The following is a 14,013-nucleotide window of genomic DNA, read 5'->3' as shown; positions in this document are numbered from 1 at the left end:
AGAGGTGGGGAGTAACCTTATGAATACGTTCGCTTGTTGGTCGATCTTCCGCGTAAGCAAGAATGGTCTTGCGCACGCTTCGGCGCGCCCTGGGCTGTCCGTGAGGCTCGGAGTGCTGCTGCTGGTGGCAGTACTCACCCTGCCCTCGACGGGCGCGGCCCAGCAGGGGGATGAGGCGGCCCGTAGCGCAGGCGCGATCGAGGAGATCACGGTGTCCGCGACGCGCCGGGTCGAGTCGATCCAAGATGTGCCAGTGTCTGTCTCGTCCATCGGATCGGACACGATTCAGAAGACCGGCGTGTTCGATGTGGGTGAGCTGTCCCGCTACCTGCCCAACTTCGAGTTCTCCGACGCCAGCATCCTGCCCAACCTCTACGTGAGAGGTATCGGGTCCGGCACGACCCACTCGATAGAGCAATCGGTAGGCCGGTTCATCGACGACGTGTACATCTCCCGCGCCGCGGTCAACCTGCACCCCTTGCTCGATGTGTCCAACGTCGAGGTGGTGCGCGGCCCCCAGGGCACCTTGTTCGGCAAGAACACGATCGCCGGTGCGATGATCATCAACACGGGCGATCCCACGAGCGAATTCGACGCGTCTCTGAACACCTTCGGAAGCGACTTCAGCACCACCGGTGGCGCCTTCGGGGCCGAGGCCTTCGTGAGCAGTCCGCTGTCCGACACGGTGAGTGCGCGCGTCGCCGTGCTCTACCGCACGCGCGACGGCTACATCCGCAACGAAGCCCCGGGTCCCGACGGCGGCACGCGCGACGACTACGGCGCACGTCTGAAGCTCCGCTGGGATGCCGGCGACAACACCCAGGTGGACTTCAAGCTCGAGCACACGGCCTTCGATGAGGAGGGGCAAACGCCCTCCGAGGTGGTCGCCGGCCCCCCGGTGGAGGCCTTCCAGGCCTTCAATCCCGCCTTCACCTTCGACCGTGACTTCACCAGCTACATCGACTGCACCGCCGAGATCGAGGGCACGACTTTCTGCCCCGAGCGCGATCAGGACCACACGAACCTCACCCTCAACATCGCACACCAGCTGGGCGAGGTGGGAGAGCTGCGCTCGATCTCCGCTTTCCAGGCCTACGACTTCGTCCACCGCTTCGTGGCCGTGGACGGCGGCGTGGCGGGCGGCGCCTTCCGCGCCATCCGCGACGAGGACTTCGAGGGCTTCACCCAGGAGCTGCGCTTCACCTCCGAGGAGTTCGCCAAGTTCGACTACATCGTGGGCGCCTTCTACGAGAACAGCAGCGTGACGCGCTTGCAGAACGACGACACCAACGTGCCTGCGTTCTTAGGCGGGGGCCCGCCGCCGAACACGCTCAACGAGGATTGGAGCCAGGACACGGAGACCATCGCCGTGTTCGGTCAGCTGCGCTACCGCTTCGACGATCGCTGGTCGGCGATCATCGGCGGCCGCTACTCCTACGAGGAGAAGGACTTCAGTTTCTTCAGCCGCACGGTCGCCTACAACGGTGACCCGAACGTGGACCCCGCCTTGCCGGGCACGGAGGAGTTGGACTTCAACCTGACCCGCGATGAGGATCGCTTCACGCCGTCCTTCACCCTGCGCTTCGAACCCACCGACGACCTGTCGCTCTACGCCTCCATCAGCCAGGGTCACAAGACGGGTGGCTTCAGCGATCGACCGCAGGAGGATCAGGACTTCGATGCGGAGTTGGCCACGGCCTACGAGTTGGGGATCAAGGGCACGTTCCTGGCCGGTCGCCTGAGGGCCAACCTGGCGTTCTACCACGTGGATCTCGAGGATCTGCAGGTGGCTCGGGCGCTGCCGGGGCCGACCGTGTCCTTCGAGGTGCAGAACGCGGCGGAAGCCGTCAGCCAGGGGGTCGAGGTCGACGCCGTGCTGGATCTCGCCGCCGGCTGGACCCTCGGCGGCAACTTCGCCTACACGGACGCGACCTACGACGACTTCCCCGGCGCCTCGGCCACCTGTCCCGAGGTCGGAGGGTTCATTGAGGGCGACCTATGTAACTTCGAAGGTATTCCCCTCATCTTTGCGCCGGAGTTCAAGGGCGCGCTCTTCGTGGAGTACGAGAGCGAGCCCATCGTCGGCGATTGGATCTTCACCGGCCGCGCGGACGTGAGCTACTCGAGCCGCTACTACACGGAGCTCAGCTACTTCGAGTCGCTGGCGCAGGAGGAGTACGCCCTGCTCAACGCCAACCTCTCCTTAGGCTCGCAGGACGGTCGCTATACGGTGTCGCTCATCGGTAAGAACCTCACCGAGCAGCACGTGCTGGCGTGGGGCCTGGAGGCAGGGCCGTCCCGCTTCGTGACGCCGAACGCGCCGCGGGAGCTACGGGTGCAGTTCGCCATGCGCTACTGACGCCGGTCACAACCCTCCGTCGCCGAGACGATCTACGGTGCTCGGCGCGTAGGGTGCTTGTGACTATCGTTCAAATCAGGGCGCATCGTTGGGCGGAATTCGGTTCTCACCAATCTCAGGGGGCCGCTACCTACGCAGGCGCGCCCGGAACTTCTTGCCCTTGATCGGCCGATTCCTAAGCTGCTGCAGCGCTGCCGACGAATCCGCCTTTCGCACGGCCACAAAGCCGTAGGTATCGAACAGGTCGATAGCACCTACGGCCTCACTGGTGATGCCACCTTCCGCCGTGAGCGCGCCGAGCAGATCGCCAGGGCGAAGCTTGTGCTTACGCCCTCCACTGATCTGCAAGGTCACCATGCTGGGCCGCAGCTTACCCGCGCCCGGCTTGGCGTCTGGAATGCGGCAATGCGTAGGAAAAGCGTCAGGCAAAGCTTCCTCGATGTGCTCCCAGCGCCATGCCTCCCGCTCCTCGACCAAGCTCACGGCCACGCCCTGCTTACCGGCTCGTCCCGTGCGGCCGATGCGATGCACATACACCTCGGCCTGCTTCGGCAGCTCGTAGTTGAACACCGCATCCAGGTCCTTCACGTCCAGGCCACGCGCGGCCACATCCGTGGCCACCAGCACCGGGGCGCTGCGGTTGGCGAAGCGCACCAGCACTTCATTGCGTTCGCTTTGGTCGAGATCACCATGCAGGGCGAGTGCCACGATGTCGTGGGCGCGCAGATGCTTGGTCACGGCGGCACAGTCCGCCTTGGTGTTGCAAAACACCAGGTTCAGCGCGCCACCCCATGCCCGCAGCGAACGTACTAAGGCATCGCTTCGATCTTCGCGTGTGACGGTGGTCCAGAGCTGCTGGATCTGCGCGGGGCGCTCATCGTCGGTGACATCCACGGTCACCGGGCTTCGCTGAATCCGCCGGCTTACCGCGGCGATGCTCTGCGGGTAGGTAGCGCTGAACAGCAGCGTTTGGCGCTGCTTGGGTACAAAGGTCAAGATGGCGTCGAGCTCCTCGGCAAACCCCATGTCCAACATGCGATCGGCCTCGTCCAGCACCAACGTGGCGAGGTCTGTGAGGGAGATGCTCTGCTTGCGTAGGTGCTTGAGCACCCGCCCGGGCGTGCCCACGATGATGTGAGGGCTGCGCCGCAGGGAGGCGGTTTGGGGGCCGAGCGGGGCGCCGCCACACACGGTGAGCGTCTTGACGTTGGGGATGGCGCGGGCGAGGGCGCGAGTCTCCTTGGCAACCTGGTCGGCCAACTCCCGTGTGGGGCATAGGACCAAGGCCTGGGTGCGAAACGCGCTCACCTCCAGCTTGTTGAGCAAGGTGAGGGCAAACGCCGCGGTCTTGCCGCTGCCAGTCTTCGCGCGCGCCAGCACATCGGCGCCCTGCAGCAGGTGCGGCAGGGCCTGGGCTTGCACCAGCGTCATGTTGGTGTAGCCGTGGTCGGCGAGGCTGGCGAGTAGGGGCGGGCGGAGATTCAGGGAGCTGAAGGGAGCAGTGTCGGGCATCCCGTGTAGTTCCCTAGGCCGCGAGCTTGTGTCGCAGGTACTCCTCGTAGGTGCCACCGTGGTCGACGATCCCCGTGGGTGTCATGTCGATCACTCTCGTGGCCAGCGACGACACGAAGTCCCGGTCATGGCTGACGAAGATCAGCGTGCCCGCATAATGTTCCAGCGCCAGATTGAGCGCTTCGATGGACTCCATGTCGAGGTGGTTGGTCGGCTCATCCAGGATCATCACGTTCGGTGACTGCAAGATCAGCTTGCCGAACATCAGGCGCCGCTGTTCGCCGCCGGAGACCACGTGCACAGATTTCTCGCTATCGTCTCGCGAGAACAGCATGCGCCCGAGCGTCGCGCGAATCACCTGCTCATCAGCGCCCTTGGGCTGCCATTGCGACATCCACTCGAACAGGCTTACGTCGTTCGGGAACTCGATGGCCGGATCCTGAGCAAAGTAGCCGATGCTCGCATTCTCGGCCCACTTCACTTCACCGTGATCGAGGTCGATCCGCTGCATCAGGCAACGTAGCAGCGTCGATTTACCAATACCGTTGGGGCCGATGATGGCCACCTTGCTACCGGCTTCCACGGTCAGGCTTAAGTCCTGGAACAGCGGCCCTTCTTCGAACCCCTTGGTCAGCCGCGTCGCTTCCACCGCCAGACGGCGCAGAGGTTTTTCCTGTTCGAAGCGAATGAAGGGACTGACGCGGCTCGACGGTTTGACGTCCTCGAGCTGAATCTTCTCCAACTGACGTGCCCGGGAGGTGGCCTGGCGCGCCTTGGAGGCGTTGGCGGAGAAGCGGCTGACGAAACTCTGCAGCTCAGCCATCTTCACCTTCTTCTTGGCGTTGTCTGCGTGCAGCCGCTCGCGCGCCTGCGTGGCCGCGGTCATGTACTCGTCGTAGTTGCCGGGGAACAGCTGCAGGCGGCCGTAATCCAGATCGGCCATGTGCGTGCACACGGTGTTCAGAAAGTGACGATCGTGGCTGATGATGATCATGGTGGACTGACGCGTCTCGAGGAATTCCTCCAGCCAGCGAATCGTATTGATATCCAGGTTGTTGGTGGGCTCGTCGAGCAGCAGGATGTCGGGATCGGCGAACAGCGCTTGCGCCAGCAACACGCGCAGCTTCCAGCCCGGCGCGATCTCGCTCATCGGCCCCTCGTGCAGATCGACGGAGATGCCGACGCCTTCCAGCAGTTCGCCGGCGCGCGATTCGGCTGAATATCCATCCAACTCAGCGAACTCAGCTTCGAGCTCGCCCACCCGCATACCTTCCTCTTCGGTCATCTCGGGCAAAGCATAGAGGCGTTCGCGCTCCTGCATCACTTCCCACAGCCGCTTGTAGCCGAGCATTACCGCGTCGAGCACGCGGTATTGCTCGTACGCGAACTGGTCCTGAGAGAGCTGCCCCAGGCGCACGTGCGGCGGGATAGAGACGTTGCCGTGGGTCGGCTCGAGTTCACCCGCGAGAATCTTCATGAAGGTCGACTTTCCGCAGCCGTTGGCGCCGATGAGACCGTAGCGATGGCCATTGCCGAAGCTGACGGAGATGTCCTCGAACAGCGGCTTGGCATCGAACTGAATCGACAGGTTGGACGTTGAAATCACAGGAAAAACCACGCGGGATCGGATAGAGGAGGGCGGTCGCGGCGACACGTGGCCGCGGGCCTGGGGGCGGCGGAAGGATACCGCAGTTCCCTGGGCGGCGAGAGGGAGGTCTCGCCGGCGCGTCGGAGCTAGCCTCGTTTTGCTCGTGGGCCGCGCGCGCTATCCCACTGGCGGATTGTTGATGCATCCGCGCTTGAGATTGGATTCTGTTCCCCGGTGTTTCGGGGCGCGATAGCAACGGGGAACCTACCGCTGCTACCGGCCCGAGGAGATGCTGCCCTTACGCCATTGGTGACTTCAGCTGAATAGCTCGTCCCTTAGCGTATCCAGCGCCGTCATTGCCTTCGTTTGTGGGATATACAGCTGGGGGTCCTCGTCAGTGGCGTCCTGTTTGTTATTCGATTGCAAGGCCCCCCCACCGGAGAAGTTGATACCCTCATGCCCTACGTTCAGAGTGACCGCCCCACCGACACTCAGCACACGAGATGTCCCGCCCGACAGCCGCACAGCAGATCGCAGCGCCCAGAGGTTCTGCGAGCAACCGAAGAACCACGGAACGGAGTAGGGATCACCTTCCTCTGGGATTGGTAGCCGATAGATGGTCTCGAAATAGACAGCGGCATCAGTGCTGAGCGTCAGCGCGTTCCAAGCAATGTTGGGTATTCCAAGAAGTACGCCGTTTTTGTCGTCAAACCAACCATGGCGAAGTTGTGACTCGTACTTGAGGTCGTAGCTCCGCGTAAGTTCCACCCGGTGCTTGTTGCCCCACACATCGATGGCTGTCCGCAGGAAATACGACCAACCGACCATCTGGCCTTGCAGTTGCTTGTCCACTCCGAAATCGCTTGTGACTTGCTGAAGCGTGGTCTCTCGTCCGGCGTTCAACCCCACCGAGGGACCGTCCTTGTCCAGTCCGAGTTGTATCCCTGTTTGGGTTCTAACCGTGTACTGATGCTGTTCATTCGGTGTGCCCGGCGCCGCCGCAAGTCGAATGACTCGAGTCTCGTTATTCTCATCCGTTTTCGGGCCATGCTCGAAATAGATCTCTCGTCTGAACCACCCCTTGCACCATGGATCGTCCTGCAGATGCGATTTTTCACCGACTGTGAGTGAGCCGACAGGTGTCACGCGCAAGAAGTAAGCATCAGGCGTCTTAACGACCAGGAACATCAGGTTGAACTGCATTTCGGGGACCGCAGTCAAGTCGTAAAAGTCGCTCTGCCCCGCCGTTCCGAAGTGCGCCCCTGTTGGAAACCGGTGGATCGGCGATGCCGTGAAATAGGACTTTCTGGCGAGTTCGGGAGCGGACATGTTGAGCCTCTTTGTTAGTAGCTAGTAGTAGACTGGCCTTCAAGGACGGTGCTCCTCTTGACTCCACGCTGTCAACCCCGCTTCACTCAGCAGCCATACGCTACGTTGCAGCCGCTTGCCTTTGATAGTAGTGGCCGCCGAGCGCCAAGCCGCCCAAGAATCCCAGCAGGTGGCCAGGCTTTGGATAGTGAGCGAAGGCCAGATCGAGTGCTAACGCAGGTATCAGTGCGAAGGCAATCGCAGCTTTGAGGCCCCGGGACGGATCCACTCCGCGATACATCAGCAACAGGCCGAAGGCCGCGATGCCCATCACGGCCTGGGATGCCCCGGTGCCTACGTTCCACGGCGGTTCGACGAAGAGTGTGCTCAGCAGCGTGCCGGCAGCACCTGGCAGCAACCAAAGGACGAAGAATCTAGCAAAGCCAACGTGACGCTCAATGAACATACCCAGCAGTAGCAAGGAGAGGACGTTGTAGATCATGTGCAGCTGCTTCGCATGAATGAGTTGTGCTGCGACAAGGCGCCAAATCTCAAGGCGCCGGAGGTGATCGAAGGTCACACCACCGTACCGCTCCAACTGGATGACGGTGACCTTCCCCAACAGCGAGCCGGTAACCTCTTGCGCTACCCAAAGTGATGCGCCGACAGTGAGTAGCGACAGAAACAACGTGCAGTAGGGGAGTAGGCGCGATTTCATCTGGGTGTCTGGACCAGGGCGCGGCGCGCTAGCACGCCGGCTTGTTGCGTAGGGCTTCGGCTGGAAACTCGGAGCTAACCGCTTCGAAAGCTGCCGAGTTCAGGCCGGCAACCGCGATTGTGGGGGAAAAGGTGACCATCGCTGCACCCCCCACCAAGGAACTCACGATAGCTTGATCGAAGGGCAGGGTGCTCATACAGCCCGCTGGAGACCATACCCGAAAAGCTAAAATCTCGCCCCGAGGCATAGATGAAGCGGGGTACCGCTACTACCGGGCAGGGGCGTCGCGATTCGCAAAGACCCAACCGCGTTCCTCGATTTTTGCTATAGTCTCTCACTTAGGCGGCCCAAGCTCGTGACAATGTTGCCACGGGATATCGCACGTGCGGCCGCCCTATCCGCCCGGGTCACCATTCGACTGCACTGCGCGTCATGCTCTGTGACGTGCGCACCGCACACCCGCCTAGCGCGTCCGATCACTCGCGCCTTTGGTGCCATTCGTAAGCGATCAGCTATGGGCGCAAGTCCGTTGTCGCGCCTCGCTCTCACCTGACCTCGCTTACGCCCGGCGTTCGCGCGGTCGGCACCCTAACCGTGCCCTAGGAGTTCACCGAATGAGTACATCGCCAGGCGCTCGACACCCTTTGCTTATCGGCGAGAACGCCGCGCGCGACGACATCGCGCAAGCGTGGGAACAGGACAATCAGGCGTGGTGGGATTGGTACGTCTCGCTCGCCGAGCCCTTACCCTCCTACGCCCCGTCGCCGGACACGGGCGTCACCGATGTGCCGCTGCCCGATGATGACGCTGCCGTGGAAGGGCCCAGCACCCTCGCGGCGTCTCTAGGCCGGCCCTATGCTCTTTCGGATCAGCAGGTCGCTGCGTTTCGTCGCGACGGCTACGTGAAGCTGCCGGGCGTGCTGACCGCCGGCGCCGCCGCTACCCTGCGTCGGGAGATGATCCGCCTACTCGGCGACGCCTTTCCCGCTGACGCCGAGGTCACGGCAGAGTCGGGGCGCTTTCGCAGCCTGGAACTCGTATGGCTGCAAAACGCGCTCATTCGCGCCTTCGTGCTGAGTCCCCGCATCGCAGGCATCGCCAGTGAATTGCTCGGCGTGCCTGCTGTGCGTTTGTATCACGACAACCTGATGAACAAGGAGCCCGGCTGCGGACGCACGCCCTGGCACCATGATGATCATCACTTCCCCCTCGCCACGCACGATGTGGTCACTGCCTGGATACCGGCCCAAGCCATCTCGCGTGCGATGGGGCCGCTCGCCTTCGCCAAACCGATAGACGCATGGAAGTTGGTCCGCGATGTGCCCTTCAACAAGTTTGATACGAGCTACGATCGGCGCGTCGGTGAGGTCTTTCGCGAGGCCGGCGTGGAGGTGGACGATAGCGCCTTCAACCTCGGCGAGGTGAGCTTCCACCACAACCTGAGCTTCCACACGGCAGGTGCGAATCACACTGCGCACCATCGAGTGGTGCTCGCCAACACCTACTTCGCCGATGGCGCACGTGTGCGCGACGACCCGACGATGGTGTCCGGGGACTGGCGCAAGTTCATGCCTGGCGTAGAGCCGGGACAGCTTGCGACGAGCGCCCTGAACCCAGTGTGCTGGGCCCCCCGCTAAAGGGGCGCGAAATCAACCTTCCTAGCGAATCTACCGAGTTGAGAGCATGCCGTTGAGTACGACCTTCGAACGCAGCTGTGAGCATTGGAGCGCTGAGCGCAGCGAGGAGATGCAAGACTTCTACGCGTTGGCCTGGGTGGACTACCAGCACCTGGCCCAAGCGCGTGACTGGGTGGCCTGGTTCAGCGCGCTTCAGCAGGAGGCCGGGGAGCGGCCCCTCGAACTGCTCGACGTAGCGTGTGGCTCGGGCAAGTTTCCCGCCGCCCTGCGGCGCGACACCTCGCTCATGCGGACCTCGAAGGTCGACGCCATTCGCTACAGCTTGCTCGATCCGTCACCCTTCTCCATCGCCCAAGCCCGTGTTCAGCTCGCGCCACCTTTCCACCTGGCCGATGAGTTCGTCACCACGTTGCAGGGACTGGAAGCCGTGGCCGGTCGCTTCGACGTGGTGTGGGCTACCCATGCGTTGTACGCAATTCCGCCGGACGAGCTCAAACAGGCCTTGCAGCGACTCCTCGAGGTGACCCGTGGCGTCGGATTCATCGCGCACAGCAACGCGGCAGGGCACTACATCCGTTGCTACGAGCACTACCTGCAGGCCCTTCGCCCCGGCGAGGACCTAGCGCCGTACACCACGGCTGAGCAGATCGTGGCCACGCTGGAGGACCTGGGCGTGAGCTGCTCCTGCGAGGATCTTACCTACAGCAACGGTACTGATCAGACGGGCCTTGCCGAAGGCTACCTGCAGCGCTGCGTATTCGACGGCGAGATCACCCTGGCGCAGATGCTCGCCAGTGAGCCACTGGGCGATTACCTTCGCAGCTGCCGAGAAGCAGGGCGTTGGTGCTTTCCCCAGAGCGTGAAGATGATCAGCTTCGACCTGCGAGGCCACCCTGCATGAGTGTGGACCCTTCGCAAACACGCTTAGCCGAACGCCTGCGTCAGCGTCAGCAACCTACACCTCAAGAACTGCGCGAACACCTGCTCGAGGTGCACCGACACAACGCGGGCTTTACCGAAGCCTGCGCTCATGCCAGTCGCGATAGCACCGGGCGCAACAGCTATGAGTGGCTGGCCGAACTCCTCGATGGCGAGCGCCCTTCTCATGTGTTGGACCTCGCCTGCGGCAGTGGCCTGTTGAGTGCCCTGTGCTACGCGCGCCAACCCAGCGGCTTGGCCGTCACTGCGGTGGATATGAGCGAACACGAATTGCACCTCGCTCGCGAGCGCCTAGCAGGCACCGGTGCGTCGCTGCACCAGGGCATGGCCCAGGAGCTGCACTTTCTGGACGACAGTTCCGTGGATGTGGTGCTGTGCCACTGGGCGTTGACCCTGATGGATCCGGTGGAGCCTGTGCTGGGCGAGGTGGCACGCGTGCTGCGCCCCGGCGGGGTGTTTGCGGCGATCGTAGATGGCGACATGCGCCTGAGTACCAACTACGAGGCGGTTCACCACCTGATATACGATGCCGTGAGCGATGAATACCCGGGCTACGGGGAGTTTGAGCTAGGCGATGCACGCGTGCGGGGTGCCGACTCGCTGCAGCGCCTGGTGAGCCGTTACTTCGATGCAGACCCCGTACAGGTGGAGTCGAATGTGTTGCATCTCGAGGCGCCACCGCCAGCCCTGGCCAGGGTAGTCGCCGGGTTCTTCTACGCGGCTTTCGTCTTGTCTGGCGCTGCCGAGCAGCGCATGTTGGCTGCCCTCGAAGCACACTTTGCCGCGGGCCCGAGCGCCTTCGCCATGCCCATCAATCGGCTAGTGGCCCGCAAGGCGCAGGGTCAGGGTCACGCCGCCAAGCCTTCGCTCGCCGCGACTCGTTGATCGGACCGTAGCGCCGCTGGATCGAGCGGTGGCCCTGGCCGACGCAGCTCATCGAAGCCTGGTGATTGATGAACGCGCACCACCTACGGCGCCGAGGTGACCTGATAACCCTGACTGACTCGACGGTAGTGCACCCCTCGAAAGCGATAGATGCGCTGAGAGAGGCTGCCCACGCGTTCGGCCTCGGTGGGTAGCTGGCGGACCACCGCTCCCAGGGGCGGAGCAATCGCCACGTAGGAGTCGCCGTCGCCGACGTAGAAGTGGCCGTCGTAGAAGACGTATTCACGCCCCGCGTGGAGTACACGCTGGTGCCCCGGTGGCGCGCGGTTGAGGCGCTGACCGCTGAGATATCCAGGTGGCACGGACGGCGCGCCACCAGCGGCCCCCGGCGGCGCGGCAGGCGGCCTGGGTGGAGGTGGTGGTTGAGCGAACGCCACCCCTAAGGCGAAGCTACTTGCTAGGAGGATCAATGCTTGCCTAGCTCTCATCGCGTCTCTCCTTCTGCTCACGCACTGTTGCCTTGTGCGTTGTAGCCTGCAGCCTATCGGCACCCGAGCAAAAGGCTGGGGGCGCGCAGGCCGTGTGCATATTCGCGGCACCGCGGCACCGCGGCACGCAAAGGGCGACGGCGACTTCGCCGTCATGAACGTCATCAGCGCTACGTGCCTTGCAATTGGCACACTGCCCTGACCTGCCCATGCGACAACGCTTTCCTCGGCTTGTGCGTCGAAGTCAAGCCGTCCTCTGCAGCATTGCCTGCGGAAATCTGCACATTGATCGGTGCTCGCACGTGAGGTCAGATGGCGTTGGGCATGGAGGATGTCCTCCACGCCACCCCATGGCTACGACTTTCCGGAGCGCCACATGGCACTGACACGCCGACCCGACGCGTTGATCTGGCAGGCGAACGCTGCGTTCGTCGGGCCCGTGCAGGTGAGACGCTCCCTGCCAGCAGCAGATGTCCAATCGATAGGCCCGATCGTGTTTCTCGATCACTTCGGCCCCGTGGATGCGCCTGAAGGAAAGCTGCCGGCCCACCCCCATGCAGGCATCGAGGTGATGACCTACCTGCTCCAGGGCGCCAACGAACACACGGACAGTCAGGGGCATGTGGGCAAGATTGAAGACGGCGGCACCCAATGGATGCGCGCAGGGGCGGGCATCCTCCACGCGGAGCGCAACTTGGTGGATCGCGCCACCACCCTGCACGGCCTGCAAATCTGGGCGCGCCTACCGATCGCTGAGCAGGACGCTGAGCCCGCTTACCGAGCGTTCCAAGCGAGCGAGATGCCCACCTGGCGCCAGGAGGGCGCCGACATTCGCCTGTTGTCTGGCGCCCTAGGCGGCCACGTCGGGCCCATCCCGCTGGCGCTGCCCTCGCTCATGGCGCATGTGCGCGTGTCCCACGGTTCATCCGTGTCGATCACCCTTCCGCACCCCGATCACGAGTACGGCGTCTACACGGTATCGGCCACGGGCGGTGCGCGCGTCGATCGGCATGCGCTTGACCGACCGGGTCTAGCCGTTCGCCTCGGCGATGACGCCGGCACCGTCGCGCTGACAGCAGGGGCGGATCAGGCGGCCGACTACTTCCTGTTCGGTGGCGAACCCGCGCCGCAGCCGCTGGTGTACGGCGGCCCCTTTGTACTCGACAGTGCGGCAGCCATCGCCAAAGCACAGCACCGCTATGCGGCGGGCGAGATGGGGACTTTGGATGGGATTCCGTTTTAACCTGGGCGCGCAGATTTCACCGGATTCCTAACCAGAGGTATTGGCCGATCATGAACGTACTCGCCTTCGCTGCAAGCAACAGCCGACACTCGATCAACGGGCAGTTGGTTCAGTTCGCCCTGCAGCGTCTGACCACATCCATCATCCCGGGGGCGGTCACGCGTGTTCTCGATCTCAACGACTTTGAAATGCCCATCTACTCCATCGATCGGGAGCAGGCCGATGGCATCCATCCACTCGCGCAGAAGTTCTTCGATGCAATTGGCGAGGCCGATGCCATCGTCGTCTCCTTCGCGGAGCACAATGGATCGTTCACAGCGGCTTGGAAGAACATCTTCGATTGGATGAGCCGCATTGATAGCAAGGTGTGGCAGGGTAAGCCGATGGTGGCGCTCGCGGCGACGCCGGGCAAACGCGGCGGTGCAGGCGTCCTCGGCACCGTCGAAAGGCTAGCCCCATTCTTCGGCAGCACGCTCACCGGCAAGTACGGTGTTGCCAACTGGTCCAAGGCCTGGGATCCAGCCAGTCAGTCCCTCAAATTGGATGTAGACCTGGCAGGCCTCGATAGCGCGTTGGCCAGCCTCAGAGACCACTAGTCTAGAACGGGGCCGGCGCGAGTGAGCAGTCTGGCGCTACGCGTGCAGTTCGCGATGCGCGGCGCCTGCGCCCCGAAGATCCGCATCAGCGCAGGAGGAACCCCGCGCGGAACGGATCCTCCGGGTCGATCACCCACTGCGTCGCGCCGGTGACCCAGGCGCGACCCTCCACCTGCGGAACGATCTGAGGCCCCAGTCCGCCGGCGTGATCGTGCTCCTCCACGATCTGACAGTAGAAGCGGCTGCCGAGGATGCTCTCGATACCGATGGTCTCGCCCACGGCGATCTGTTCCCGTGCACGCAGCAGCGCGAGGCGCCCGCTGACGCCCGTGCCGGTCGGGCTTCGATCCACCTCGCCGTCGGTCTTTTTGGCTGAGGAGTGAGCGGCTTCATTTTCTGCCTTCACTTCCACCGTATTCGTGTGGCCGCCGATCCAGCGCTCGCGTTCATAGAGGGTCAGGTCCGCATGCGGATGGAGTTTGCGGGCGCAGCCCATCCCGGCGATGCCGGTGCCAATGATTGCGATACGTTCCACGTGACGCATACTTTAGTGCCGCGACCGTTATTCTGCAAATGCGTGGACGTAAATGCTGGGCACACGTGTTTAACGGCAAACCCACATTGTAGAGCGGTCGAAAAGTGCGACCCGTGACCGGTCACCGGTGGCTTGTCGTGCGTCTATCGATCGCCTTTACATGGCGGTTACTGATCACCGGTCACCCATTCCCCGGCTAGGCTTT

General features: G+C 63.1%; 12 protein-coding genes. 6 read left to right on the top strand and 6 right to left on the bottom strand.

All coding sequences use genetic code 11. From position 1 onward, the window contains the following. Nucleotides 1-19 precede the first annotated feature (19 nt). Complete coding sequence (locus AAF184_14435) at nt 20-2,359, top strand: TonB-dependent receptor (GenBank protein ID MEO0423531.1); 2,340 nt, start codon at nt 20-22, stop codon at nt 2,357-2,359. Between the two features lie 126 nt (nt 2,360-2,485). On the opposite strand, the gene dbpA is transcribed toward AAF184_14435, so the two are convergent. The 4 genes from dbpA to AAF184_14415 form a co-directional block, all read right to left on the bottom strand. After that, nucleotides 2,486-3,871 carry an ATP-dependent RNA helicase DbpA gene (gene dbpA / locus AAF184_14430; GenBank protein MEO0423530.1) on the bottom strand — a complete coding sequence of 462 codons (1,386 nt, stop codon included), beginning with the start codon at nt 3,869-3,871 and terminating at the stop codon, nt 2,486-2,488. A gap of 13 nt (nt 3,872-3,884) precedes the next feature. Beyond that, nucleotides 3,885-5,477 carry an ABC-F family ATPase gene (locus AAF184_14425; GenBank protein ID MEO0423529.1) on the bottom strand — a complete coding sequence of 531 codons (1,593 nt, stop codon included), beginning with the start codon at nt 5,475-5,477 and terminating at the stop codon, nt 3,885-3,887. A 297-nt stretch (nt 5,478-5,774) separates the two neighbouring features. Continuing rightward, nucleotides 5,775-6,788: a hypothetical protein gene (locus tag AAF184_14420; GenBank protein MEO0423528.1), complete on the bottom strand. Its 1,014-nt coding sequence runs from the start codon at nt 6,786-6,788 to the stop codon at nt 5,775-5,777. 100 nt (nt 6,789-6,888) lie between these two features. Then, nucleotides 6,889-7,485: a rhomboid family intramembrane serine protease gene (locus AAF184_14415; GenBank protein MEO0423527.1), complete on the bottom strand. Its 597-nt coding sequence runs from the start codon at nt 7,483-7,485 to the stop codon at nt 6,889-6,891. 614 nt (nt 7,486-8,099) lie between these two features. Between AAF184_14415 and AAF184_14410 the strand changes: the two genes are divergently transcribed. Genes AAF184_14410 through AAF184_14400 form a run of 3 tightly spaced genes read left to right on the top strand, consistent with a single transcriptional unit; the run spans nt 8,100 to nt 10,946 of the window. Then, on the top strand, nt 8,100-9,122 hold the full coding sequence (locus tag AAF184_14410; GenBank protein ID MEO0423526.1) for a phytanoyl-CoA dioxygenase family protein: 1,023 nt from the start codon (nt 8,100-8,102) through the stop codon (nt 9,120-9,122). A gap of 46 nt (nt 9,123-9,168) precedes the next feature. Beyond that, a complete protein-coding gene (locus AAF184_14405) occupies nt 9,169-10,023 on the top strand; it encodes a class I SAM-dependent methyltransferase (protein MEO0423525.1) in 855 nt (284 codons plus the stop codon). Next, nucleotides 10,020-10,946, top strand: a complete 927-nt coding sequence (locus AAF184_14400; GenBank protein ID MEO0423524.1) for a methyltransferase domain-containing protein — start codon at nt 10,020-10,022, stop codon at nt 10,944-10,946. Before AAF184_14405 ends, AAF184_14400 begins: the two co-directional genes overlap by 4 nt. 83 nt (nt 10,947-11,029) lie before the next feature. On the opposite strand, the gene AAF184_14395 is transcribed toward AAF184_14400, so the two are convergent. Continuing rightward, nucleotides 11,030-11,308 (bottom strand): DUF6515 family protein, encoded by a 279-nt coding sequence (locus tag AAF184_14395; protein ID MEO0423523.1) that lies wholly within the window; start codon nt 11,306-11,308, stop codon nt 11,030-11,032. Nucleotides 11,309-11,810: 502 nt separating this feature from the next. On the opposite strand from AAF184_14395, the gene AAF184_14390 reads away from it, so the two are divergent. Together AAF184_14390 and AAF184_14385 are read left to right on the top strand one after the other, a co-directional pair. Beyond that, nucleotides 11,811-12,677 (top strand): pirin family protein, encoded by an 867-nt coding sequence (locus AAF184_14390; GenBank protein MEO0423522.1) that lies wholly within the window; start codon nt 11,811-11,813, stop codon nt 12,675-12,677. A 50-nt stretch (nt 12,678-12,727) separates the two neighbouring features. Then, nucleotides 12,728-13,273, top strand: a complete 546-nt coding sequence (locus tag AAF184_14385) for an NAD(P)H-dependent oxidoreductase (GenBank protein MEO0423521.1) — start codon at nt 12,728-12,730, stop codon at nt 13,271-13,273. An 85-nt stretch (nt 13,274-13,358) separates the two neighbouring features. On the opposite strand, the gene AAF184_14380 is transcribed toward AAF184_14385, so the two are convergent. Continuing rightward, on the bottom strand, nt 13,359-13,808 hold the full coding sequence (locus AAF184_14380; GenBank protein ID MEO0423520.1) for a proline racemase family protein: 450 nt from the start codon (nt 13,806-13,808) through the stop codon (nt 13,359-13,361). Nucleotides 13,809-14,013 lie beyond the last annotated feature (205 nt).

Source organism: Pseudomonadota bacterium (genome assembly GCA_039815145.1).
Taxonomy (GTDB): Bacteria; Pseudomonadota; Gammaproteobacteria; order Steroidobacterales; family JBCBZW01; genus JBCBZW01.
The sequence above is the reverse complement of the archived record's forward strand: the minus strand, read 5'-3'. Positions and strand labels throughout refer to the sequence as shown.

Excerpts from the sequence above, each read along its gene's own strand:
- AAF184_14435 (MEO0423531.1), top strand. The coding sequence starts at position 20 with ATGAATACGTTCGCTTGTTGGTCGATCTTCCGCGTAAGCAAGAATGGT.
- dbpA (MEO0423530.1), bottom strand. The coding sequence starts at position 3,871 with ATGCCCGACACTGCTCCCTTCAGCTCCCTGAATCTCCGCCCGCCCCTA.
- AAF184_14420 (MEO0423528.1), bottom strand. The coding sequence starts at position 6,788 with ATGTCCGCTCCCGAACTCGCCAGAAAGTCCTATTTCACGGCATCGCCG.
- AAF184_14415 (MEO0423527.1), bottom strand. The coding sequence starts at position 7,485 with ATGAAATCGCGCCTACTCCCCTACTGCACGTTGTTTCTGTCGCTACTC.
- AAF184_14410 (MEO0423526.1), top strand. The coding sequence starts at position 8,100 with ATGAGTACATCGCCAGGCGCTCGACACCCTTTGCTTATCGGCGAGAAC.
- AAF184_14405 (MEO0423525.1), top strand. The coding sequence starts at position 9,169 with ATGCCGTTGAGTACGACCTTCGAACGCAGCTGTGAGCATTGGAGCGCT.
- AAF184_14400 (MEO0423524.1), top strand. The coding sequence starts at position 10,020 with ATGAGTGTGGACCCTTCGCAAACACGCTTAGCCGAACGCCTGCGTCAG.
- AAF184_14390 (MEO0423522.1), top strand. The coding sequence starts at position 11,811 with ATGGCACTGACACGCCGACCCGACGCGTTGATCTGGCAGGCGAACGCT.
- AAF184_14385 (MEO0423521.1), top strand. The coding sequence starts at position 12,728 with ATGAACGTACTCGCCTTCGCTGCAAGCAACAGCCGACACTCGATCAAC.